The sequence below is a fragment of the Rhodococcus sp. SBT000017 genome (assembly GCF_003688915.1).
Taxonomy (GTDB): domain Bacteria; phylum Actinomycetota; class Actinomycetes; order Mycobacteriales; family Mycobacteriaceae; genus Rhodococcoides.
This window is the reverse complement of record NZ_REFU01000002.1, coordinates 740,582-763,105: the sequence shown is the minus strand read 5'-3', so window position 1 is coordinate 763,105 and position 22,524 is coordinate 740,582. Positions and strand designations below refer to the sequence as shown.

Annotated in this window: 27 protein-coding genes; 23 read left to right on the top strand and 4 right to left on the bottom strand. The window is 67.1% G+C overall.

From position 1 onward, the window contains the following. The first annotated feature begins 111 nt into the window (after positions 1–111). From AYK61_RS24785 to AYK61_RS24710, 17 genes are all read left to right on the top strand, one after another. A complete protein-coding gene (locus AYK61_RS24785; RefSeq protein WP_121873467.1) occupies positions 112–393 on the top strand; it encodes a glutaredoxin family protein in 282 nt (93 codons plus the stop codon). A 156-nt stretch (positions 394–549) separates the two neighbouring features. Then, a complete protein-coding gene (locus tag AYK61_RS24780; RefSeq protein ID WP_121873466.1) occupies positions 550–1,395 on the top strand; it encodes a redox-sensing transcriptional repressor Rex in 846 nt (281 codons plus the stop codon). Further along, the gene (locus AYK61_RS24775; protein ID WP_121873465.1) at positions 1,392–2,804 is read left to right on the top strand and encodes a glutamyl-tRNA reductase; all 1,413 of its coding nucleotides are present in this window, start codon (positions 1,392–1,394) and stop codon (positions 2,802–2,804) included. Before AYK61_RS24780 ends, AYK61_RS24775 begins: the two co-directional genes overlap by 4 nt. Positions 2,805–2,809: 5 nt before the next feature. After that, positions 2,810–3,778 (top strand): hydroxymethylbilane synthase, encoded by a 969-nt coding sequence (gene hemC, locus AYK61_RS24770; protein WP_121873624.1) that lies wholly within the window; start codon positions 2,810–2,812, stop codon positions 3,776–3,778. Further along, entirely contained in the window at positions 3,771–3,941 is a 171-nt protein-coding gene (locus AYK61_RS27490; RefSeq protein WP_156516050.1) for a hypothetical protein, read from the top strand. Before hemC ends, AYK61_RS27490 begins: the two co-directional genes overlap by 8 nt. Then, positions 3,938–5,500: a bifunctional uroporphyrinogen-III C-methyltransferase/uroporphyrinogen-III synthase gene (locus tag AYK61_RS24765; protein ID WP_068046447.1), complete on the top strand. Its 1,563-nt coding sequence runs from the start codon at positions 3,938–3,940 to the stop codon at positions 5,498–5,500. Before AYK61_RS27490 ends, AYK61_RS24765 begins: the two co-directional genes overlap by 4 nt. A gap of 49 nt (positions 5,501–5,549) precedes the next feature. Next, the gene (gene hemB, locus AYK61_RS24760) at positions 5,550–6,524 is read left to right on the top strand and encodes a porphobilinogen synthase (RefSeq protein WP_121873464.1); all 975 of its coding nucleotides are present in this window, start codon (positions 5,550–5,552) and stop codon (positions 6,522–6,524) included. Then, complete coding sequence (locus tag AYK61_RS24755) at positions 6,521–7,159, top strand: hypothetical protein (RefSeq protein WP_121873463.1); 639 nt, start codon at positions 6,521–6,523, stop codon at positions 7,157–7,159. The genes hemB and AYK61_RS24755 overlap by 4 nt, the downstream gene beginning before the upstream one ends. Positions 7,160–7,239: 80 nt before the next feature. Beyond that, entirely contained in the window at positions 7,240–7,413 is a 174-nt protein-coding gene (locus AYK61_RS27485) for a hypothetical protein (RefSeq protein ID WP_155290783.1), read from the top strand. A 69-nt stretch (positions 7,414–7,482) separates the two neighbouring features. Next, positions 7,483–7,923 carry a hypothetical protein gene (locus AYK61_RS24745; RefSeq protein ID WP_082323454.1) on the top strand — a complete coding sequence of 147 codons (441 nt, stop codon included), beginning with the start codon at positions 7,483–7,485 and terminating at the stop codon, positions 7,921–7,923. Between the two features lies 1 nt (position 7,924). Continuing rightward, entirely contained in the window at positions 7,925–8,413 is a 489-nt protein-coding gene (locus AYK61_RS24740) for a hypothetical protein (protein ID WP_121873462.1), read from the top strand. After that, on the top strand, positions 8,410–8,661 hold the full coding sequence (locus AYK61_RS24735; protein WP_237669674.1) for a hypothetical protein: 252 nt from the start codon (positions 8,410–8,412) through the stop codon (positions 8,659–8,661). The genes AYK61_RS24740 and AYK61_RS24735 overlap by 4 nt, the downstream gene beginning before the upstream one ends. Positions 8,662–8,677: 16 nt before the next feature. Continuing rightward, complete coding sequence (locus AYK61_RS24730; protein WP_032393890.1) at positions 8,678–8,959, top strand: metal-sensitive transcriptional regulator; 282 nt, start codon at positions 8,678–8,680, stop codon at positions 8,957–8,959. 20 nt (positions 8,960–8,979) lie between these two features. Beyond that, complete coding sequence (locus AYK61_RS24725; RefSeq protein WP_121873460.1) at positions 8,980–9,183, top strand: heavy-metal-associated domain-containing protein; 204 nt, start codon at positions 8,980–8,982, stop codon at positions 9,181–9,183. Between the two features lie 88 nt (positions 9,184–9,271). Then, on the top strand, positions 9,272–10,489 hold the full coding sequence (locus tag AYK61_RS24720) for a sorbosone dehydrogenase family protein (protein ID WP_259468269.1): 1,218 nt from the start codon (positions 9,272–9,274) through the stop codon (positions 10,487–10,489). A 111-nt stretch (positions 10,490–10,600) separates the two neighbouring features. Continuing rightward, positions 10,601–11,779 carry a sorbosone dehydrogenase family protein gene (locus AYK61_RS24715; RefSeq protein WP_121873459.1) on the top strand — a complete coding sequence of 393 codons (1,179 nt, stop codon included), beginning with the start codon at positions 10,601–10,603 and terminating at the stop codon, positions 11,777–11,779. 1 nt (position 11,780) lies between these two features. Beyond that, a complete protein-coding gene (locus AYK61_RS24710; RefSeq protein ID WP_259468268.1) occupies positions 11,781–12,575 on the top strand; it encodes a cyclase family protein in 795 nt (264 codons plus the stop codon). Between the two features lie 13 nt (positions 12,576–12,588). On the opposite strand, the gene AYK61_RS24705 is transcribed toward AYK61_RS24710, so the two are convergent. Genes AYK61_RS24705 through AYK61_RS24695 form a run of 3 tightly spaced genes read right to left on the bottom strand, consistent with a single transcriptional unit; the run spans position 12,589 to position 16,196 of the window. Next, positions 12,589–14,556, bottom strand: a complete 1,968-nt coding sequence (locus AYK61_RS24705; protein ID WP_121873457.1) for an acyl-CoA dehydrogenase — start codon at positions 14,554–14,556, stop codon at positions 12,589–12,591. Between the two features lie 43 nt (positions 14,557–14,599). Next, positions 14,600–14,806, bottom strand: a complete 207-nt coding sequence (locus AYK61_RS24700; RefSeq protein ID WP_121873456.1) for an inositol 2-dehydrogenase — start codon at positions 14,804–14,806, stop codon at positions 14,600–14,602. A 46-nt stretch (positions 14,807–14,852) separates the two neighbouring features. Beyond that, a complete protein-coding gene (locus tag AYK61_RS24695) occupies positions 14,853–16,196 on the bottom strand; it encodes a serine hydrolase (RefSeq protein ID WP_121873455.1) in 1,344 nt (447 codons plus the stop codon). Positions 16,197–16,280: 84 nt separating this feature from the next. On the opposite strand from AYK61_RS24695, the gene AYK61_RS24690 reads away from it, so the two are divergent. From AYK61_RS24690 to AYK61_RS24675, 4 genes are read left to right on the top strand one after another with little or no spacing between them, the layout of a single operon-like run. Next, positions 16,281–17,555 (top strand): adenosylmethionine--8-amino-7-oxononanoate transaminase, encoded by a 1,275-nt coding sequence (locus AYK61_RS24690; protein WP_397485722.1) that lies wholly within the window; start codon positions 16,281–16,283, stop codon positions 17,553–17,555. A 25-nt stretch (positions 17,556–17,580) separates the two neighbouring features. Then, the gene (locus AYK61_RS24685) at positions 17,581–18,714 is read left to right on the top strand and encodes an 8-amino-7-oxononanoate synthase (RefSeq protein ID WP_397485720.1); all 1,134 of its coding nucleotides are present in this window, start codon (positions 17,581–17,583) and stop codon (positions 18,712–18,714) included. Then, positions 18,711–19,409, top strand: coding sequence for a dethiobiotin synthase (gene bioD, locus AYK61_RS24680; RefSeq protein WP_121873621.1), 699 nt, complete (start codon positions 18,711–18,713; stop codon positions 19,407–19,409). The genes AYK61_RS24685 and bioD overlap by 4 nt, the downstream gene beginning before the upstream one ends. Positions 19,410–19,451: 42 nt before the next feature. Beyond that, positions 19,452–19,979 (top strand): hypothetical protein, encoded by a 528-nt coding sequence (locus AYK61_RS24675; RefSeq protein ID WP_121873453.1) that lies wholly within the window; start codon positions 19,452–19,454, stop codon positions 19,977–19,979. A gap of 102 nt (positions 19,980–20,081) precedes the next feature. Here AYK61_RS24675 and AYK61_RS24670 read toward each other — a convergent pair whose 3' ends face one another. Further along, positions 20,082–20,615: a pyridoxamine 5'-phosphate oxidase family protein gene (locus AYK61_RS24670; protein WP_094614054.1), complete on the bottom strand. Its 534-nt coding sequence runs from the start codon at positions 20,613–20,615 to the stop codon at positions 20,082–20,084. Between the two features lie 76 nt (positions 20,616–20,691). Between AYK61_RS24670 and AYK61_RS24665 the strand changes: the two genes are divergently transcribed. Next, complete coding sequence (locus AYK61_RS24665; RefSeq protein ID WP_068046377.1) at positions 20,692–21,123, top strand: DUF1707 domain-containing protein; 432 nt, start codon at positions 20,692–20,694, stop codon at positions 21,121–21,123. Positions 21,124–21,191: 68 nt separating this feature from the next. After that, on the top strand, positions 21,192–22,511 hold the full coding sequence (hemL, locus tag AYK61_RS24660; protein ID WP_094614056.1) for a glutamate-1-semialdehyde 2,1-aminomutase: 1,320 nt from the start codon (positions 21,192–21,194) through the stop codon (positions 22,509–22,511). Positions 22,512–22,524: the final 13 nt, after the last annotated feature.

Below are 22,524 nucleotides of genomic sequence, written 5' to 3'. Positions count from 1 at the left end.
GGGTTGTCCGGGCGACGTGTGAAGGGCAGCACTGCACGCCTGTCGTTCGGCCCCCGATCGGACCGCGGACTGTGACCTTCGTCTCTGTCGCGGCCGTGTCACAGTGGATGCATGCATACGACTCCCGCCGGCGTGGCTCTTCTCACCCGCGCAGGCTGCCATTCCTGCACTCACGCGTTCGAGGTGTTGAGCGAGGTGTGCCGGGAATTCGACGTGCCGGTCACCGTCGTCGACGTGGACGAGGCGGCAGCGGAATCGCCTGACCTGCGTGCGGAGTACGGGGATCGAGTGCCCGTGGTGCTCCTCGACGGCATCGAACACAGTTACTGGGAGGTAGACGTGCCGCGGTTGCGGGCCGATCTCACCCGGGCAGGGCACCCTAAGAACGTGTGATTGCTCTCGCGTGTGCAGGTGAGGGCCGGTGTGCGCAACTTTGTTCATTCGTTCACAAGCAGTTACCGTGGTGTGAACAGCGTCCGTGAAATAGACACGAACGCAGGATCAGCGTGAAGACCGGCATCGACGCCGTTCGGACGAGGAGCCCCAGACGTGACCGAAGAGCGCCCGTCGCCCAGCGGCGTAGAGCGGGTCATCCCTCAGGCTACGGTCACTCGTCTGGCGACGTACCTGCGGGTCCTCTCGATCCTCGCAGACGAGGGCGTTCTCATCGTCTCCAGTGAAGAACTGGCCACCGCAGCAGGCGTCGGATCGGCCAAACTGCGCAAGGATCTCTCCTTTCTCGGCCCCAACGGCGTACGCGGAGTCGGCTACGACGTGGCCCGCCTCCGCGCCAAGATCGACAGCGCACTCGGACTCGATCGCGGCCACCGCGTCGTCCTCGCGGGAGTCGGCAACCTCGGGCAGGCGCTGGCCGGATACGGTGGATTCGCTCGACGCGGGTTCACGATGGTCGGACTGTTCGACAGCGACCCGAAGCGGGTCGGCACCGACATCGACGGCCTCACCGTCCGGCACGTCGACGAACTCGTCGTCGCCTGCCGTGAGCTCGAGGTCACCATCGGCGTCATCGCCACCCCCGACGAGGCCGTGCACAGCGTCGCCGAGAAGCTCGTCGCCGGTGGCGTCGAATGCATCCTGAGCTTCTCGCCGATGGTCCTCGACGTACCCGAACACGTCGAGGTGCGGCGCGTGGACCTGGCGGTGGAGATGCAGGTGCTCTCCTTCAACAGCTCTCGCAACGTCTCCGGATCGAGCGATATCGCCGATCCGGCCATCGTCGCCGCGCCCCGGCCGCAGCCGGTATCGCCGCCCCCTCTCGCATCGTCACCGCTCACGTCCACGGCACGCCTCGGCCGCAGTCACGGCCCGCGCATCGCCGGCAATCCAAGCCCAGTCAACAGTTCGACAAGAAACGGATCGGTGATTGCACCGTGAGTGTCCTTCTCGTCGGGATTTCGCACCGTAGCGCTCCCGTCGCAGTCCTCGAGCGTGTCGCCATCACGGACACCGATCGCCCGAAACTGACCGACAAGCTGATGGCCAGCGGAAGCATTTCCGAGGTCATGGTGGTATCCACGTGCAATCGCGTCGAGATCTACGCCGTCGTCGACGCCTTCCACGGCGCGCTGACCGCCGTCGGCGAAGTTCTCGGTGAACACTCAGGGCTCGAGATCGCGGACCTGACCAAGCACGCCTACGTCCGCTACAGCGAGGCCGCCGTCGAGCACCTCTTCGCCGTGGCCAGTGGCCTGGACTCGATGGTCATCGGCGAGCAGCAGATTCTCGGCCAGATCCGTTCGGCCTACGCCGCCTCGGACGGGCAGCAGGCCTCGGGCCGCGTCATGCACGAACTGGCTCAGCAGGCCCTGCGCGTGGGCAAGCGTGTACACAGTGAAACCGGAATCGACGCCGCCGGAGCCTCGGTGGTCTCGGTCGCCCTCGACCGCGCCGCCGAATTGTTCGACGGTTCCCTCGCCGGCCGCAAAGCCGTCGTCCTCGGTGCCGGAGCGATGGGCGGCCTCGCCGTCGCCCACCTCGGCCGCGCAGGCATAGCCGAGCTGACCGTCGTCAACCGCACCCGCGAGCGAGCCGACCACCTGGCCGAGAACGCCGTCTCCAACGGCATCACGGCAACCTCGGTCGCTCTCGAGGACCTGGCCGACGCAGTCGCCGAGGCGGACATCCTCCTCACCTGTACCGGAGCGGTGGGGGCCGTGGTCTCCATCGCCGACGCCCACCTCGCGCTCGCCCGCCGCGGCTCCGATCGACCGTTGGTCATCTGCGACCTCGGTCTGCCGCGCGACGTCGAACCCGCGGTGTCGGGTCTGCCGGGCATCACCGTCTTCGACATGGAGTCCCTGCAGCGCGATCCCGCCGCCGATGCCGCGGCGAACGACGCGTCCGCGGCCCGCGAGATCGTCTCCAGTGAACTTTCGGGATACCTTGCCGGACAACGGCTTGCCGAGGTCACCCCCACTGTCACGGCACTGCGCCAGCGTGCTGCAGAGGTGGTCGAGGGAGAGCTGCTGCGTCTCGAATCGCGGCTGCCCGGACTCGACTCGCCGCAGCGCGACGAGGTGGCGCGCACCGTGCGCCGCGTCGTGGACAAGCTGCTGCATTCGCCCACCGTGCGCGTCAAGCAGCTCGCCAGCACACCGGGCGGGGATTCCTACGCCGCTGCGCTGCGCGAGTTGTTCGAGCTGAGCCCCGGCTCGGTCGACGCCGTTGCCACGCCGATGGAGATCGGCTCGCTGGAACTGGTGGACGATTTCACCGCCAGCCGCACCGATCTGCGCTCGGACTCCTACCCCGGCGGAACCACCGGTCAGGAGCGTGCCGAATGACCGGCATCGTCAAGATCGGTACTCGCGGAAGCCTTCTGGCGACCACCCAGGCCGACACCGTTCGGGTGGCCCTCGCGGCAGCCGGAATCGAAGCGGAACTGGTCATCGTCAAGACTGCCGGCGACCTGTCTGCTGCTCCCGTACAGACAATCGGCGTCGGTGTCTTCACCGCGGCGCTGCGTGAGGCGCTGGCCGACGGCACCGTCGACATCGCCGTGCACTCGTACAAGGATCTGCCGACGGCGGCCGACGAGCGGTTCACCATCGCCGCCATCCCGGCTCGCGAGGACCCGCGCGACGCCCTGGTCGCCCGTGACGGACTGGTACTCGGTGAGTTGCCTGCCGACGCGAAGGTCGGCACGTCCGCCCCGCGCCGTATCGCTCAATTGCGAGCTCTCGGACAGGGACTGGACGTCCGTCCGCTGCGCGGCAACCTCGACACGCGGATCGGAAAGGTCGCGTCGGGAGAGCTCGACGCCGTCATCGTCGCCCGCGCCGGACTGTCCCGCATCGGCCGACTCGACGTCGTCACCGAAGCACTCGACCCGGTTCAGTTGCTCCCGGCACCCGCCCAGGGTGCGCTCGCAGTCGAATGTCGCGTCGAGGACACCGATCTCGCGACCGCCATCGCCACCCTCGACGACGCCCACTCACGCGCCGCGGTGGCAGCCGAACGCGGGCTGCTCGCAGAACTCGAAGCCGGCTGCACCGCTCCGGTCGGCGCGATCGCAGAGGTCGTCGAATCCATCGACGAGGACGGCCGCATCTTCGACGAACTGTCCTTGCGGGGCTGCGTCGCCGCCATCGACGGCAGTGACACCATCCGCGCGTCGATCGTCGGATCACCCGACCGAGCCGAGGAGCTGGGCCGGGAATTGGCCCGCGAACTGCTCGATCTCGGTGCGCGCGAACTCGTTTCAGTCACCGAACCAGCACAGGCCGGTTCTCAGGTACAGGGTGGATCTCATGTCTAGGGCCATAACGGCACCCGTCCGCGGACGCGCCAAACGCAAGGCGACCCGTCCGGTGGTGCGAAGAGAGTCGATCGCCACCGCTCGACTGATTCCGAAACGGGGCACCGCAACCCCGATAGAACTGCAGTACCCACACAAGACAGCACTGGAGAACAACCGATGAGCCCAGTCCGCAAGAACACCAACGGACGGATCCTGTTCGTGGGATCCGGGCCGGGTGACCCGGCTCTGCTCACGGTCCGGGCACGGGAAGTGCTCGGAGCGGCCGAGCTCGCATTCACCGATCCCGACGTCGACAAGGGAGTCACCGCCCTGGTCGGTGCCGACGTTCCGCGTGACCCGGAGACGGGCGAGAACGGTGTCGAGGTTCGTCCGGCACTCGGCGAACCGGCCGAGGTCGCCAAAACCCTTCTGGCCGAAGCCAAGAACGGCCACGACGTGGTTCGCCTTGTCTCCGGTGATCCGCTCACGACCGACTCGGTGATCGCCGAGGTCAGCGCCGTCGCTCGCACGCACGTGCCGTTCGAGGTGCTCCCCGGCCTGCCGTCGGGATCGGCCGTCCCCAGCTACGCCGGCATGGCACTCGGCTCGGGTCACACCGAGGCCGACGTCCGGGGCGAGGTCGACTGGGCAGCACTCGCTGCTGCTCCGGGCCCGCTGGTACTGCACGCAACTTCGGGCCACCTGGCCGAAACCGCCAGTGCCCTCGTCGAACACGGCCTGGCACCGCAGACGCCCGCGGCCATCACCGTCCGCGGCACCACCCGTCAGCAGCGCACCGTCGAGGCCACCCTCGCCACCCTCAACGACGCCGGATCCGAGCTCGTCGGATCGCTCGTCGTCACCGTCGGCAAGGTCGTCTCGGGCCGAAACAAGATGTCCTGGTGGGAATCTCGTGCACTGTACGGCTGGACCGTGCTGGTGCCGCGCACCAAGGATCAGGCAGGGGAGATGAGCGATCGACTCGTCACCCACGGAGCCATCCCCATCGAGGTCCCGACCATTGCCGTCGAGCCCCCGCGCAGCCCGGCCCAGATGGAACGGTCCGTCAAGGGCCTGGTCGACGGCCGCTACCAGTGGGTCGTCTTCACTTCCACCAACGCCGTTCGCGCCGTGTGGGAGAAGTTCGAGGAGTTCGGTCTGGACGCTCGTGCGTTCTCCGGCGTCAAGATCGCCTGTGTCGGCGAGGCAACCGCGGCGAAGGTGCGTTCGTTCGGCATCAACCCCGAACTGGTGCCGTCGGGTGAGCAGAGCTCGCTCGGACTGCTCGAGGACTTCCCGCCGTACGACGAGGTCTTCGATCCGGTCAACCGAGTTCTTCTGCCGCGCGCCGACATCGCCACCGAGACTCTCGCCGAGGGCCTGCGCGAGCGGGGCTGGGAGATCGACGACGTCACCGCGTACCGCACCGTCCGGGCAGCACCGCCCCCCGCCGAGACCCGCGAGATGATCAAGACCGGCGGGTTCGACGCAGTGTGCTTCACGTCGAGTTCCACCGTCCGGAACCTGGTCGGCATCGCCGGAAAGCCGCACGCGCGCACACTGGTGGCGTGCATCGGCCCCAAGACCGCCGAGACGGCCGTCGAGTTCGGTCTGCGCGTGGACGTGCAGCCCGAATCGGCACAGGTCGGACCGCTGGTCGAGGCTCTCGCCGAGCACGCGGCTCGCCTGCGGGCCGAGGGCGCACTGCCACCACCGCGCAAGAAGTCGCGCCGCCGGTAACTCGGCTGCGGATCTCACGATCGGCACACCCGGTCCGTAAGGAGTTCGCTTGTTCCCCACCGACCGTCCCCGACGCCTGCGCCGTACCCCGGCACTGCGTCGGCTCGTGGCCGAGACATCGCTCGAGGCACGGCATCTGGTGCTGCCGATGTTCGTGGCCGACGGCATCACCGAGCCTCGGGCGATCAGCTCGATGCCCGGGGTGTACCAACACACGTTGGATTCGCTGAGCGCTGCGGCCGCCGAGGCCGTTACGGCAGGCGTCGGCGGCGTCATGCTGTTCGGAGTACCGAGGCCCGAGGACAAGGACGAGACCGGCTCGGGTGCAACCGACCCGGACGGAATTCTCAATCGGGGGCTGGCGCGGCTGAAGGGCGACCTCGGGGATTCGACGGTCATCATGGCCGATACCTGCCTGGACGAGTTCACCTCGCACGGGCACTGCGGAGTCCTGGGGGAGAACGGTTCCATCGACAACGACGCCACCCTGCTGCGCTACGTGGACATGGCCGTCGCGCAGGCGGAGTCGGGTGCGCACCTGCTCGGACCGAGCGGAATGATGGACGGTCAGGTCGGAGCCATCCGCGCCGGACTCGACGCTGCCGGCCACGTCGAGGTCGGTCAGCTGGCGTACTCGGCAAAATACGCGTCGGCCTTCTACGGCCCGTTCCGCGAAGCAGTGGGGTCCTCGTTGCAGGGTGATCGCCGGACGTACCAGCAGGACGCAGCGAACCGCCGCGAGGCCACCCACGAGGTGGAGCTCGATCTCGCCGAGGGTGCCGACATGGTGATGGTCAAGCCGGCGATGTCGTATCTCGATATTCTTCGCGACGTCGCCGAGATGTCACCGGTTCCGGTTGCGGCGTATCAGATCTCCGGGGAATATGCCATGATCACCGCCGCCGCTCAGAACGGGTGGATCGACCGCGACGCAGCAGTACTGGAATCGCTCGTCGGTATCCGGCGCGCCGGTGCCGATGTCGTACTGACCTATTGGGCTACCGAAGTGGCGGGCTGGTTGTGAACGAATTTCCTCCGAACAACAACCCGGACGGCAACAACCCCGACAGCAACACGCCGGGCAACCCACCGCCGCAGCCGGATTGGCAGCGCTGGGAGCTCGAGCACGGGTTCCCGCAGTCAGGACCGGAACCCCCGCCGACCCCACGTCCGGCCCCCGTCGACGTCGAGACCGCACGCCACCTGTGGTGGGGAGTGGCGCTGATCGGGGCGCTCTCGGCGCTGTTCTCGGTGTGGACGCTGTTCGGGGCGCGCGAGGAATTCGCGCAGTCCCTGCTCGACGACCTCGCAGCGCAGGACGCGGCCGCCGACATGACGGTGGAGTCCACGCAGTCGATGGTGACGGTGATGCTCGTCGTCACGGTGTTCGTCGTACTCGGTTTCGGAGCGTTGTTCCTGTTCTGGGTCAAGCGGATGCGCGCGGGCAAGATGTGGGCGCGCATGCTGCTCACCATCATCGGATCGTTCACCGTGTTCACCATGATCCTCGAACTGTTCGCCATTGCGTCGAGCGCAGGCGCGATGAACATCGTGATGAGTGTGCTCGGCATCGGCCAGGGAGTGTTGGCCGCCGGGGCGATCTACCTGATGCACCGTCGGGAATCCAACAAATACTTCGTCGCTTCGGGAAAACGATAATTTCGGGCGTGTTCGAGGCTGCGGCACCAGCTGTGTGACTAGCATCACTCTCGATATCTTCTCGAGTGATCGGAACCGACATGGCAGAGCACACCCCTGCAGCAGCGAGTATCACGCAGCCGACCGCAGCACCGGCCGTCGATCGCGAGCCCTGTCCCGCCGAGAGCGGTCGCCCCGGCTGGGCCCTGCTCGGGTTGCTGCTCGCCGTCTCGGCCGCCATCGCGATCATGGCGCTGGGAATTTCTGCAGGCTGAGCGCCGCGTCGGCGAAAGAATCTCTGCCGGCCGAACGCGCAGCTCGCCCGCGGTGGCAGGATGTCTGGCGTGAGCGCAGACACCGACGCACCGATCGCCCGGCCCCGAGTGGTTTCCGCCGCCTACTGGCTGTGGTTGGCCTCGGCGGTGCTGCTCATCGTCGTGTGCATGATCGCCCTGACGCTTCCCGCCGACCAGATCCGCGCATCGTTCACCACCGGCGGTGCGACGGACGAGCAGATCGATTCCTTCCTGACGGTCTTTCGTGGCCTCGGCGTGATCTTCGGCGTGGTCGGGCTGGCCGTCGGTCTGATGTCGGGCCCGGTCCGCGGCGGCGACCGCAGGTTCCGACGCGCCCTGGTAGCGCTGTCCGGAGCCGTTGCGCTGCTGCTGACGTTCGCCGCGCTGGTGTTTCCGTTCGTGCTGCTGGTGATCACCGTCGCGTTGGTGGTCGCAGCAGTTCTGGTCTACCGGCCGTCGGCGCGGGAGTGGTTCGTCCGTGAGCAGTGAGATGAGTGGCGAGACCCCCACCGACGACCCCGTGCTCTTCCACGAGCCCGGTGGGCGATGGCGCATGCTGGCGTGGGGACCGGTGTTCTGCCTGGTGGTGCTCGCGGTCGAACTTGCATCCGGACCGGTGATCCACTGGTTCGCCCTCGCGCTGTTCTCGCTGATCCTCGTCGGTCTCACGTACGTCCAGCTCCGCGCCGCGCGGATGCACGTCAGCGTCGAACTCACCACCCGGCGGCTGCGTCAGGGAACCGAGACCGTCGAACTGGTCGAGATAGACGACATACTGCCCCCGGCCGAGTACGCCGACGGTGAGTACGAGCCGAAGAGGTGGGAGACCGCGCGCGTACTCGGGGAGCTGTCGGGTGTGCCGCGCAAGCGACACGGCATCGGGCTGCGTCTGGTGGGCGGCGGACTGGTGCAGGCGTGGGCGAAGGACGACGACGGGTTGCGTGCGGCGCTGGAAACGGCGAAGCGGGAGTACCTGTGAGGAAGTCTCTCGGGTGGGCGGAGCTGGTGTTGGCTCTGCTCGCGGTGATCGGAGCTGTGGCGTGCTGGAACGCAGGGGTGCGCACCACCGAGTTTCCCGCGGTTCCCGATGTGTCCCCGGCGTATTCGGGAACGTTCTACTCGGGGTCGTGGATCGCGCTCGCCGCCCTGATCGTCACCGTGGCCGCACTGCTCATGGTCGACGGCGTGCGTCGACTCCTGTCGAGAGGTGCACCCCCTACCGGGTAGGGGTATGGTGGGCGTTATGAGCAGCTACAGTGCCGAGCAGGACGATCTGCTGAAGCGATTGCGTCGTATCGAGGGTCAAGTGGCCGGGATATCGAGAATGGTCGCAGACGACCGCTATTGCATCGACGTCCTCACCCAGGTGTCCGCGGTGACCAAGGCGCTGCAGTCGGTCTCGTTGAAGCTGCTCGACGCCCACCTCGCGGGATGCGTCGTGGAGGCCGCGAAACACGGCGGACCCGAGGCGGACGCGAAAGTGAAAGAGGCCTCCGAGGCCATCGCGCGCCTGGTTCGTTCCTGACGGAAGAGGAGAAAAGCCAGATGCAGACGACATATTCGGTCGAGGGCATGACGTGCGGGCATTGCGCAGCGTCGGTGCGAGAAGAAGTATCGGAGATCTCGGGAGTCACCGGTGTCGACGTCGATGTGAATTCCGGTGCGGTCGTGGTGAGCAGTGATTCGGCGCTCGATACCGCGACGGTGGACGCCGCTGTCGCCGAAGCCGGGTATCGACTGGTGTCCTGAACACGACCCCGCTCGGTCGGTGGTTCGGAAGTCGCGAAAACGGTAATAACGGAAAAATGGGACTCACCGAAATTCGTCAGGAGCGCTCGTGAAGAAACCGGTCACCGGCGCAGCGGTCATCGCCATGAGCGTCGCCTTGGTAGCGGCCTGTTCGGCGGACGCCACCGGAGAGGGCGGTGGCGCAGAGCCGACCGAGTCGTCCGCGACCTCGTCGTCGCAGGGCTCTGTTTCCGACTCTGCTCCCTCCTCGGCCGCACCTACCGAACCGCTGCCGAACCTGTCGGTCACCACCGTGCTCGACGGCCTCGACAAACCGTGGGACGTGGTGGTCGCTCCCGATGGCACGGTGCTGACCGGAGAGCGCTCCGGCCGGTTCGTCATCCGCGACTCCGCGGGAGTCCAGCGCGAACTGAACGCGGACCTCGACGACCTCTACGCCGCCGGTGAGACCGGACTCATGGGAATCGCACTGGCTACCGATTTCGCCGCGTCGCGAACGATCTACACCTGTCAGGGTGTGCGCGGCGACGCAGGTAACAACATCGGCGTGATGTCGTGGACCGTGGACCCGGAGTGGACGGCTCTGACGCGCACCGGAACCCTCGTCGACGACATTCCCGTCGCAGACGGCGGGCGTCACGGTGGCTGCCGAATTCTGGCTCATCCCGACGGCACGCTGTACATCGGCACCGGGGACACTGCCAGCCCCAGTGTTCCTCAGGATCGAAACTCGCTGGGCGGCAAGGTGTTACACGTCAACGCAGACGGCACCGCCGCGGCTGATGCACCGGATCGCATCTTCACTCTCGGTCATCGCAATGTGCAGGGACTGGCGATCCGTCCCGGAACCGATCAGATCTTCGAGGTCGAGCAGGGGACGAGCCGCGACGACGAGCTGAACCTGTTGGTGCCGGGCGGCAACTACGGCTATCGCCCCGATCGACGGTCGTCGGTCTACGACGAGTCGGTTCCCATGACCGACCCCGATCGGGTTCCCGGTGCCCTGCCCGCAGTGTGGAGTTCGGGTGATCCGACCATCGCCACCCCCGACGTCACGTTCACCGACGGGGAACAGTGGGGGTCCTGGAACGGTGCCGCGGTGATCTCGAGTCAGCAGGGCGAGAAGCTCGTCTTCCTGGCTTTGTCGGAGGACGGAACCGAGTACGTCGCGGAGGCGGAGGCGCTGGAAGGCACCTACGGCAGGCTGCGTTCGCTCACCCCCTTCGGAAGCGACGGCGGCTTCCTGCTCACCACCGACAACGGATCCGACGATCAGGTACTGCTCGTCACGCCCGAGGTCGGCTGAACCCCGGGCAACGAATTGCGTTGTGAGTCGGCGAGCCGCCTGAAGAGTGTGTTTAAGATCATGTGATACCGGTCATATCGGGCCGATTGCGAATCGTCGTCAGGAGTGTGGATGAACAAGCTGGTGTCCAGTTCCGGAGTGATCGCTGCCAGCGTCCTCCTGACGCTTGCCGGTACGACCACCGCGACGGCGCAGGCCGATCCGCTTCCCGATCTGACGGTCACCACCGTGCTCGACGGACTCGCGAAGCCGTGGGATGCGGTGGTCGCGCCGGACGGAACGGTGCTGACCGGTGAGCGCGCCGGGCGGTTCGTGATCCGCGACGTCGGCGGGGCCACCCGCGAGCTCGACGCGGACCTCGACGATCTGTACGCGTCGGGCGAGACGGGCCTGATGGGCATTGCCCTCGCGACGGACTTCGAAGCGTCGAGAACCATCTACACGTGCCAGGGCGTGCAGGGCAGTGGCGGTGGCGGCACCGGTAGCGCCGGAACCGGAAGTGCGGGCGGTGGCAGCGACAACCACATCGCCGTGCTCTCGTGGACCGTCGACCCGGGGTGGACGGCTCTGACGCGCACCGGCACCCTCGTCGACGACATTCCCGTCGCCGACGGCGGACGCCACGGCGGCTGCCGAATTCTGGCTCATCCCGACGGCACCCTGTACGTCGGCACCGGAGACACGGCGACGCCGACGGTTCCGCAGGATCGGAACTCGTTGGGCGGCAAGGTTCTGCACATCAACGCCGACGGTTCCGCCGCGGCTGGTTCACCGGATCGCATCTTCACTCTGGGACATCGGAACGTGCAGGGCCTGGCGATTCGCCCCGGCACCGGTCAGATCTACGAGGTGGAGCAGGGCACGACCCGAGACGACGAGTTGAACCTGCTGGTGCCCGGCGGCAACTACGGCTACCGCCCCGATCGACTCCCGTTCATCTACGACGAGTCGGTACCGATGACCGATCCCACCCGCGTGCCCGGTGCACTCGCCGCCGTGTGGAGCTCGGGTAGTCCCACCATCGCCACGCCCGGTCTGACCTTCGCGATCGGCGCGGGATGGGGCTCCTGGAACGGGGCCGCGGTGATATCGAGTCAGCAGGGCGAGAAGCTGACGTTTCTGAAGCTGTCCGAGGACGGTACGGAGTACGTCGACGAGGCCGACGCCCTGGTGGGTACGTACGGTCGACTGCGCTCGCTCACCAGCTTCGGCGACGACGGCGCATTCCTGCTGACCACCGACAACGGATCGGACGACAAGGTTCTGCTCGTCACTCCCGCTGCCGGCTGATGTGCGGCCCGAGGTCATCGACACGGTTCACCGCAGAATCGGCCGTAGGGCGCTGTTCGGCTCGTTGGGGGCCGCCGCGTTGACCGTTGCGACGGCCGGAGCGGTGCGCGCCGAACCAGTGGTGGCGTCGGCGCTTCCGGCGGGCCGACTCATCGACCTGACCCACACCCTGAGCCCGACGTTTCCGGTGTGGCCGGGCAGCGAACCGTTCTCGATGCGGCCGGTCGCCGCCTACGAGTTGGGCGGCTTCCTGGTGAACAAGTTGTCGTACTGGGAGCACACGGGCACGCACATCGATGCTCCGGCGCACCGCATTCGTGGCGGTGCGACGGCCGACATCCTGCCCCTGGAGGATTTGATCGCCCCACTGGTCGTGGTGGACATCTCGGCTCGGGCCGCGTCCGATCCAGAGGCCGTGGTGACGACCGAGGACATCGCGCAATGGGAGCGCGAGCACGGCCGAATACCCGACCGCGCGTTGGTGGTGATGCACAGTGGCTGGCAGAACAGGCTGGCCGAGCGCGCGGCACCCGGGTTCGGCGGCGACGCGGCGCAGATGCTGGTACGCGAGCGGGGCATCGTCGGAATCGGAGTCGACACACTGAGCCTCGACCGGATGAACGACCGCGAATATCCTGCGCACACAGCGGTTCTCGGAGCAGGTCGATACGGAGTCGAGGCACTGGCGAACCTGGATGCAGTGCCCCCGGCAGGGGCGACGGTCGTCGTCGGCGCACCGAAGCACGCGGGCGCGACCGGCGGTCCCTGCCGGGTCTTCGCAATAATTCCCGGCTGAACCCGGCTACGCGTCAGTGCGCGTGACTGGGGTTCGCGGCCGGCTCTTCCTCGGTTCCGGCCCCGGGCTCACCGAGCATCGCGGCACCGACCAACGCGTCGGGCACACCGAAACCGTCGACGAGCAATTCGGCGTGCGGCCGCAGCGTGCGGCACCGCTCGTTGATGGCACGGGTGACGGCCTTGGATCGCTCGGTGGACAGGTAGCGGTGCTCGATGTACCACGCCTTGTCCGCCTCGATCACCGACAGCGCGTAGAGGTCGCAGACCTCGTCGAGCAGATCCTTGGTGGTGGGGTCCTCGCAGGATTCGATGCCGGCGATGAATGCCTCGAAGATGATCCGATCGATGTGTGCGCTCGCGGCATGCAGAACGTGATCCTGCACCGCGTTGAACGCCTCGAACGGGCTTGTCTCCTTGGACTTGGACTGCAGCCGGCGGGCGACGGTGGAGAGCAGGTACTCCTCACGATCTTCGAACATCTTGACCTGGGTGCCGCGGTTGAACAGCGAGCCCTCCTCCTCGTTGTCCTGGCGCCGATCGAGGATGGTCTGCATGATCGCTTGGGCCGCAGTGCGTTTGACGACGCGGTCGCCCACCATGTCGGCGGCGAACTTGACCCACTCGACCGGGCTCATGGACTTGACGTCGTCGGCGTACGCGGTGAGCAGCTCCTTGGCGACCAGCTGTGTCAGCACATGGTTGTCGCCCTCGAACGTGGTGAACACATCCGTGTCGGCTTTGAGCGAGATCAGCCGGTTCTCGGCGAGATACCCTGCGCCGCCACATGCTTCGCGGGCCTCCTGGATCGCGGCGGTCGCATGCCAGGTGTTCGCGGCCTTGAGGCCCGCGGCCCTGGACTCGAGCTCGCGCTGCTCCTCGGCGTCCGGGTTGTCCGCGGTCTGCAGCTCGTGCATCTTCGACACGAGCTCGTTCTGCGCGAACTGCAGGGCGTAGGACTTCGCGATGAGCGGGAACAGTCGACGCTGATGCACCAGGTAGTCCATGATCAGGACCTCCTGATCGGAATCGGGCGCGGCGAACTGCCTGCGCTGCAATGCGTATCGCGTGGCGATGTCGAGAGCGACGCGGGCCGCCGCAGCGGCACTGCCGCCGACCGTGACGCGACCGCGGATCAACGTGCCGAGCATCGTGAAGAACCGTCGAGACTTGTTCTCGATGGGGGAGGAGTACGTACCGTCGTCGGACACGTCGGCGTACTTGTTGAGCAAGTTGTCTCGTGGGATGCGGACGTGATCGAACATGAGGCGGCCGTTGTCGACTCCGGGGAGGCCACCCTTGTACTGACAGTCCGAGGTGGTGACGCCGGGCAGATCGTCACCGTTCTCGTCGCGGAGCGGAACGAAGAAGCAGTGCACGCCGTGGCCTTCGGGCTCCTCGCCCGGACCTGCGGTGATGAGCTGGGCGAACACGGCGGCGACGGTCGCGGTTTCGGCGGCACCGCCGATGTAGTCCTTACGCGAGGACGGCGTCGGAGAGTTGATGACGAACTCGTCCGTCTTCGGGTCGTACGTGGCCGTGGTCTCGAGCGACTGCACGTCGCTGCCGTGTCCGGTCTCGGTCATGGCGAAGCAGCCGAGCAGATCGAGACCGATGATCTTGGGGACGTACGCCTCGTGGTGGCGTTCGGTGCCGAGATTCTCGATGGCACCGCCGAACAGCCCCCACTGGACGCCGGCCTTGACCATCAGCGAGAGATCACTCATCGCGAGCATCTCGATCATCGTCACCGCTGCGCCGACGTCGCCGGTGCCGCCGTGTTCCTTCTTGAAGCCGTTGTCGGCTGCACCGGCCGCGGCGAGCAACTTGAGCTGCTCCATTGCCTTGGTGCGGGCGATGACGGTGTTCGGGGTGTAGTGCGGACGGAACTCGTCGCGTGCAAGTTGCTGACGCGCCTGGTTCTTCACATCTCGCCAGCGGCCGTCCAGAGTGTTCCGAAGGTGATCCGTTGTGGTTGCCATACTCGACGGTAACCTTTTGTGGCGGCCCGTGAAGGCCGGAAAGTCAGACCGGCCAGACGAATTCTCGGAACACTGCCCGGCAGGTCCGCCAGAAGCCCGATTTCGCGTACGGACCGTCGTGGAACAGAGCCGCACAGTTGTCCTCGAGAGCCCTGTTCACCAGGGGACTGAAGTCGGTGAACTCACCGACCAGGAACTCCTTGAAGCCCTCCGGCCACGCGTACCGGGCTGGTTCGTGTTGTGCCTCCACGACCGCGAGTGTAATGCAGCAGTAACACCGATGTTACAAATCCCACTCACTTCATCAGCGCGAAAGCCTGCTGGGCAACGAGAAACGCGTAGCTGGACGGGATCAGATCGATCGCGCCGTCGGCCCGGAACTGCTCGGTCACGATCCAGTCCTGACCGGAGGCATCGGTGGCCAGGAACGCGCCCGCCAGATCGCCGGGCGCGCTGCCGCCCTTGAACCCCGAGTACGGCCACAGTGCCGGGTCGAGCTGCACACCCGGGGTGATCGCCAGGATGCGACGGTTCTCCTCGGCCGAATCGCTCGTCGCCAGGTAACCCATCGCGGCACAGACGTCCTGCGCGTTGGCGAACCACTCGACCCCGTCGGCCGACGCCGGGTTGTCCAGGAAGTTTTCGAAGTCGATCTCGAGCGGCCTCGCGTCCGCCTGCTCGAGCAGCTCGGCCCGGGTATCGGGGTCGGCCTCGGCCCACTCGGCACGCATGTCGGGATCCCCGAATCCGATGACGAAGAACTGCCGAGTGTCCATCATCGGTGTCATCACCGACGGATCGTGGTGGCCCATGATGGAGAGCTGGCGTTCGACCCGCTCGCGGCCGAGGTGATCCATCAACAGATCCGTTGCGGTGTTGTCGGACAACGAGATCATCTTCTCGGCCGCGTCGCGGACCGACACTGTCGTGCCGTCGGGCAGATTCTGCAGTTCGCCGGACGGCGCGCTCTTGGTGGCATCACGAACGGTGAGCTGCTCGTCCCAGCGGACGGTGCCTGCCTCGATCTCGTCGGTGAGCGCGCCGAGGACGTACAGCTTGAACACCGATCCGAGGGGAAGCACCGAGTCCGCATTGGCGGAGTAGATCGACTCGCAGTCATCGCCGTTGAGCCGTGACGCGCTGTAGGAATAGTTCGGAGCCACCTTCGACAGTGCCTCGTCGAGATCGTCGAACGACGAGATCGTAGGGGTGTCCGGCCGGGCCAGGAAGCCGTCGAGCTTGCCGTCCGCACCGATCGACGTCGTGATCGTGGCCGGGATGCCCGCGGTGGTGAAGCGCAGGACGCCGGAGTTCGGTCCGGGCTCGAAGCCCGTGGCGACGTTCGGCGCACCGGCGCGCAACTGCTCGAGTGGTCCGGCGAGCCCACCCAGCGGTGCGACGGCCTCGGCCAGCTCGGGGCCGGTGACGGCGTCGACCTCGGCGGGGTCGGGCGCCTCCTCGGCGTTGATCCACCGCAGGATGCGGTCGTTGAGTGCGCCGACGGGAGTGGAGGTGTCGACGGCGAAGTCCGGAGCGGTCGTGGTGGGCGCGGGCGCTGCGGACGTGCCCCCGCAGGCGGTAAGGGTCAGAGTTGCGGCCACGACCACCCCTACGAGTCTCGTCACGGTGCGCGTCGTCATGCTGCGATGCTAATGGATTCGGACATTTCGCCACCCCTCCAGTCTCGGGACGGCTGGTCGGGCGCTGTGGCAGTGTGCTCTGGCGTGCTGACTTCCGAAGACGTTCGTCGAATCGACTCCGATCACCTCTGGCACCCGTACAGCCGGTTTCCGGCGACTACGACGACACTGGTGGTCGACAGTGCGTCGGGAGTGCGGCTGACGTTGGCCGACGGCAGGCAACTCATCGACGGCATGAGCTCGTGGTGGGCGGCGGTGCACGGCTACCGCCACCCGGTGCTCGACGCCGCCGCGCACGATCAGCTGGGCCGGATGAGCCACGTCATGTTCGGTGGACTGACGCACGCTCCGGCGGCCAGGTTGGCCGAGTTGTTGGTCGACATCACCCCCGCGGGGCTCGACAAGGTGTTCCTCGCCGATTCCGGATCGGTCTCGGTGGAGGTCGCGGTGAAGATGGCGCTGCAGTACTGGCGTGGGCGCGGCGAGAACGGTCGCACTCGGCTGTTGACCTGGCGCGGCGGATACCACGGAGACACGTTCGCTCCGATGAGCGTGTGCGACCCGGATGGCGGGATGCACACGCTGTGGACCGATGTGCTGGCGAAGCAGGTGTTCGCTCCGGCTCCGCCCGCGGAGTTCGAAGCCGGCTACGTGGCCGAATTCGAGCGGGTACTGAGCGAACACGCGAGCGAACTGGCGGCGATCATCGTCGAGCCGATCGTGCAGGGCGCCGGCGGGATGCGGTTCCACGACGCGCGCTACCTGCTGGAACTACGCCGCTTGGCCGACGAGTACGGCGTCCTGCTGATCTTCGACGAGATCGCAACCGGCTTCGGTCGAACCGGGGAGTTGTTCGCAGCCGATCACGCAGGTGTCGCGCCCGACATCATGTGTATCGGCAAGGCATTGACCGGCGGATATGTGACCCTGGCGGCCACGCTGTGCACCACCGAGGTGGCCGAAACGGTCTCGGGCGGCGAGGCCGGAGGTCTGATGCACGGGCCGACGTTCATGGGGAATCCACTGGCCTGCGCGATCGCGGTGGCCTCGGTGGAACTGTTGCTCTCGCGTGACTGGCGCACCGAGGTCGCCGCCCTGGCAGCGGGGTTGGCCGACGGCCTCGCGCCGGCCCGGTCCCTGCCCGGAGTCGCCGACGTTCGCGTTCTCGGCGGCATCGGCGTGGTCGAGATGCACCGTCCGGTGGACATGGCCCGGGCCACGGCAGCGGCCGTCGACGCGGGAGTGTGGCTGCGGCCGTTCGGCCGTCTGGTGTACGCGATGCCGCCGTTCATCTGCACCGATGCGGAGGTGACGGCCATCGCCGACGCCATGGTGGCGGTGGCGCGCGACCATACTTGAACGGCGTTCAAGTATGGTCGCTGCCATGACCGCTCTGGATTGGCTCGACGCCACCGCGCACGCTCGACGCGCGGCCGGCCTCGAGCGCATCGTGATCGCCCGCACCGCCGAGGACGAAGTCCTCGATCTGGCGTCGAACGACTACCTCGGCCTGTCCATGCATCCGGCCGTCATCGACGGAGCCTGCGCTGCTGCGCGCCGATGGGGCGGCGGATCCACCGGATCGCGGCTGGTCACCGGCACGACGACGGCGCACGAGCGCCTCGAGGACGACCTCGCGGAGTTCGTCGGAGCCGAGGCCGGACTGGTGTTCTCCTCCGGCTACACCGCCAACCTCGGAATCGTGACGGCACTGGCGGGCCGAGATGCACTGGTGATCTCCGACGCCGCGTCGCACGCCTCGCTCATCGATGCCTGCCGACTGTCGCGGGCACGGGTGGCCGTCGCTCGGCACTGCGACACCGACCACGTCGACGAGCTGTTGCGGGAGCGTCCCGAGCAGCGGGCCCTCGTGGTGACCGATTCGGTGTTCAGCACCGACGGCGATCTCGCGCCGCTGGCCGAGCTGTACGCGGTGTGCCGGAGACGGAACGCGGTGCTCGTGGTCGACGAAGCGCACGGGTTGGGCGTACGCGGGCACGGTGGCCGCGGAGCCGTCCACGAAGCAGGCCTCGCCGGAGCGCCCGACCTGGTGATCACCGCAACGCTGTCCAAGGCCCTCGGATCACAGGGTGGAGTGGTGCTCGGGCCGGCCGCGGTTCGCACGCAGGTGCTGCACGGTGCGCGCACGTTCGTGTTCGACACCGGTCTCGCTCCTGCCTCCGTCGGCGCGGCATCGGCCGCGCTGACCGTCCTGCGCGCCGAACCCGACCGGGTCCATTCGATCGGCGTACGTGCAACGCAACTGGCCGCCGCAGCGGGCGTCGAACCGACCGAATCGGCGGTGGTTCCGGTGGTCCTGGGCGACGCGCAGCGTGCGGTGCGCGCGGCGGGGGACTGCCTCGAGCTCGGCGTCCGCGTCGGATGCTTTCGGCCACCGTCGGTTCCGGCCGACGGGTCTCGACTGCGACTGACCGCGCGGGCAGATCTCACCGATTCCGATGTCGACCGTGCCGCGTCGGTTCTCGCGGCGGTGTTGAGTACGGCGGTTGTGTGGTGACGGTTCTGCTCGTGACCGGAACGTCGACCGGCGTCGGCAAGACCGTGATCACCGCGGCGCTCGCGGCGGCAGCGCAGGCAGGCGGACGGTCCGTCGCGGTGTGCAAGCCGGCGCAGACCGGCGTCGGAGGTGACTACCCGGACGAAGCCGATATCGATGTGGTGCAACGCCTTTCGGGTGTGCAGGGAGTGGAGTTGGCGCGGTACCCCGAGCCGCTGGCTCCGGACGTCGCGGCCCGCCGATCGGGCAGGCCGATGCTCGAACTCGAGGCTGTGGTCGACGCTGTGCGCGCGCTCGACGCGGCTCACGACCTAGTGTTGGTCGAAGGCGCGGGCGGAGTCGCGGTACGTCTGGGCGCAGGAGGGTTCACCGTGCTCGACGTCGCCGAGGCTGTGTCTGCGCCGATCGTGATCGTGGCCGGTGCCGAGCTGGGAACGCTCAACCACAGCGCTCTGACAATTGCGGCAGCGCGGGCGGGCGGCGTCGAATGTGCAGGTCTGGTGATCGGGTCGTGGCCTGCCGCACCGAGCTTGGCCGCGCGGGTCAACCGCGACGAGTTGCCACTCGTCACGGGGATCGAACTGACCGCGTCTATCCCGGAAGGAGCGGGCCTGTTCGAATCGCGCGCCTTCGAAGCTGTGGCGGTCGAAGCCTTCGGTGAGTTTGTCGAGTCTTTACTCGGGTACCCGGCATAGATCGTCTGCCGGTCCGGCAGTCGAGAACATGGGAGTCCGCCAATGAGCACCACCGTATGGATCATCGTTGCAGTAGTAGTCGTACTCGTGGTCGTTGCCCTCGCCGTCGTCGTAGCACGCAAGGGCAAGGAACGTAAGAGGTTGGAAGCGAACGAGATTCGCGAAAAGGCAGCCGACGATGCCGCAATCGTCGAGGAGCGTGAACTGCTGGCCAGGGAAAGCGAGGCCAAAGCGCGCCGGGCCCAGGCAGAAGCGGATGTGAAAGCGGCCGAGGCCGACAAGCTCGCGCAGCAGGCTCAATCGCACCAGGGAGTAGCGGCGAAGTCGCGCGACGAGCTGGATGCCGAATTCGCCCGGGCGAACGAACTCGATCCGGACGTCGATCATCGATCGGGTGCCAGGGCCGCACACACGGACAACAACGGCCGGCTCGACGATCGCGAGCAGGCGCACCACAGCGGTGCGGACGTCAACGAGACCTACCCCGGCCAGCACAACTCCGGGACACGAAACGCCGCTGCTCACGATGCCGCAGCGCACACGAACACCGACCCGCGTAGCACCGGGTAAAAGGTCCGCGACACGGTCGACCCACGCACGGACAACGGAAACCACCGCACGAACTGAAAGCGGGAAGCTGGTGCCGTCGGGGTGAGCCCGGCACCAGCCGAACTAGTCGGTCGAATTGTGCGGTAACTCGAGTTCGACGACCTCGTGCTCGCCGAGGTCCGGTCGCTCGTTGGTGATCTTCGCCTTGGCGTAGGCCAACAAGTTCGACACCTTCGACCCGGGGGTGGACCAGTACTCGGCCCCCTCGGCGGCCACGTGGATCAAGGCGACCTCACGCGAATCGGGGTTCTTCTCGAACCACGCGGCCGCCCGGGTGTTCCACAGTTCCTCGGCCTTGGTGTGGTTCTCGACCACCGCGGCCGTACCGGACAGCGACACCCAGCCCTCACCGGACTGGAACGAGACGTTGACCGTCGGATTCGCCGCGATGTCGCCCACCTTCCGGGAATCGGTGGCGGCGAAGAACCACAGGTCGCCGTCGAACTCCGCTTCCTGAAGCGCCATCGGGCGCGAGATGAGGTGGCCGTCCCGGCCGACGGTGGTGAACATGCAGAGCCCGGCTTCGGACATCAATTGAGCGACTTTCGTGACGCCGTCCCCGGGGTTGTCGGCGCTTGTTCTCTCGGTGTTCGTCATCGAAACCAACTACCCGGTGTGTAGCTCGCTCAACCGTTAAGGTGACAAAACGGACACGGGTACCGGGAGGCTGCGCATGGGAAAGAACCTCGACAAGAACAATCGGCCGGACCTGCGCGTGAGCAACGACGAACGTGAGGCCGTCGTGACCACCCTCGGTCTGGCGATGAGCGAGGGCCGCTTGACGTTGGTCGAGTACGAACAAAGGCTCGACGCGGTGTGGGCGTCGACGACTCGCGGTGATCTGGACGAGGTCGTGCGCGACTTGCCGGCCCCCGAGAAATCGACGGCAACGGATGTCGCTCGTACGACGAGCGAGTGGCGGGAGTATCTGGACGAGTGGCGCTGGTGGCTCGGTGGTGCCGTCGTCATGAACGGAATCTGGGCCGTTCAATGGATCTCCGACGGCGAACCGACCTCCTACTGGCCCCTGTGGCCCCTCGGTATCTGGGGCATCATCCTGGTCGCGATGGTGTTCATGCCCGAGGAGAAGAAAACCGACGACTGAGGCCGGCGTCGACCGCATTATTACGCCCTGTAGTTGGTGATTTCGCCGAACCTGGGACACTGGAAGACGTGACTGTTTCTCCCGGCGACGACGCCCCCGTATCGGCCCAACTCTTCGCCCGCGCGAGCGAGGTCATTCCCGGCGGCGTCAACTCGCCGGTACGCGCCTTCGCGTCGGTCGGCGGAACGCCCCGCTTCATCACGCAGGCCAGCGGATACACGATGACCGACGCCGACGGAAAGTCGTACGTCGACCTCATTTCGTCCTGGGGTCCGATGATCCACGGACACGCCCACCCGGCCATCGTCGAGGCCGTCCAGAAGGCAGCCGCGACCGGCCTGTCGTTCGGTGCGCCCACGCTCCGCGAAATCGAACTGGCCGAGGAAATCGTGCGTCGCGTCGGCCCCGTCGACCAGGTTCGCCTTGTGAATTCGGGCACAGAGGCCACCATGAGCGCGGTGCGCCTGGCCCGCGGCTTCACCGGCCGCACCAAGATCGTCAAGTTCTCCGGCTGCTACCACGGCCACGTCGACGCCCTGCTGGCCGACGCGGGCTCGGGGCTCGCCACGCTCGGACTGCCGACCTCCCCCGGCGTCACCGGCGCACAGGCGTCGGACACCATCGTCGTTCCCTACAACGACCTCGCCGCCGTCACCGCAGCCTTCGAGGCCAACCCCGGCCAGATCGCATGCATCATCACCGAGGCAGCCGCAGGCAACATGGGTGCCATCCCGCCGGTCACCGGCTTCAACGAGGGACTGCGCCGCCTCGCGACCGAGCACGGCGCACTGCTGATCATGGACGAGGTGATGACCGGCTTCCGCGTCAGCGCCTCCGGTTGGTACGGCATCGACGGAATCGCAGGCGACCTCTACACGTTCGGCAAGGTCATGTCCGGCGGATTGCCTGCCGCCGCATTCGGCGGTCGCGCGGACGTGATGGCCTACCTCGCGCCCGCCGGACCGGTGTACCAGGCAGGGACGCTCAGCGGTAACCCCGTCGCCGTCGCGGCCGGATTGACGAGCCTGCAACTGGCCGACGCAGCCGTCTACGAGAAGTTGCAGACCAACTCGCAGAGGCTCGGAACACTGCTCGGCGACGCCCTGACCGCCGAAGGCGTCACCCATCACGTGCAGTTCGCGGGCACTATGGTGAGTGTGTTCTTCGCCGATGGACCCGTCACCGACTACGCGCAGGCCAAGGCCGCGCAGACGTGGCGATACCCGGCGTTCTTCCACGCGTTCCTCTCCCGCGGGGTGTACCCGCCGCCGAGCGCATTCGAAGCCTGGTTCGTCTCCGCTGCCCTCGACGACCGAGCCTTCGAGATCATCGCCGACGCGGCCCCGGCCGCCGCCAAGGCCGCAGCGGCCGCCACCGCACCACTGTGACGTCTACACAGAA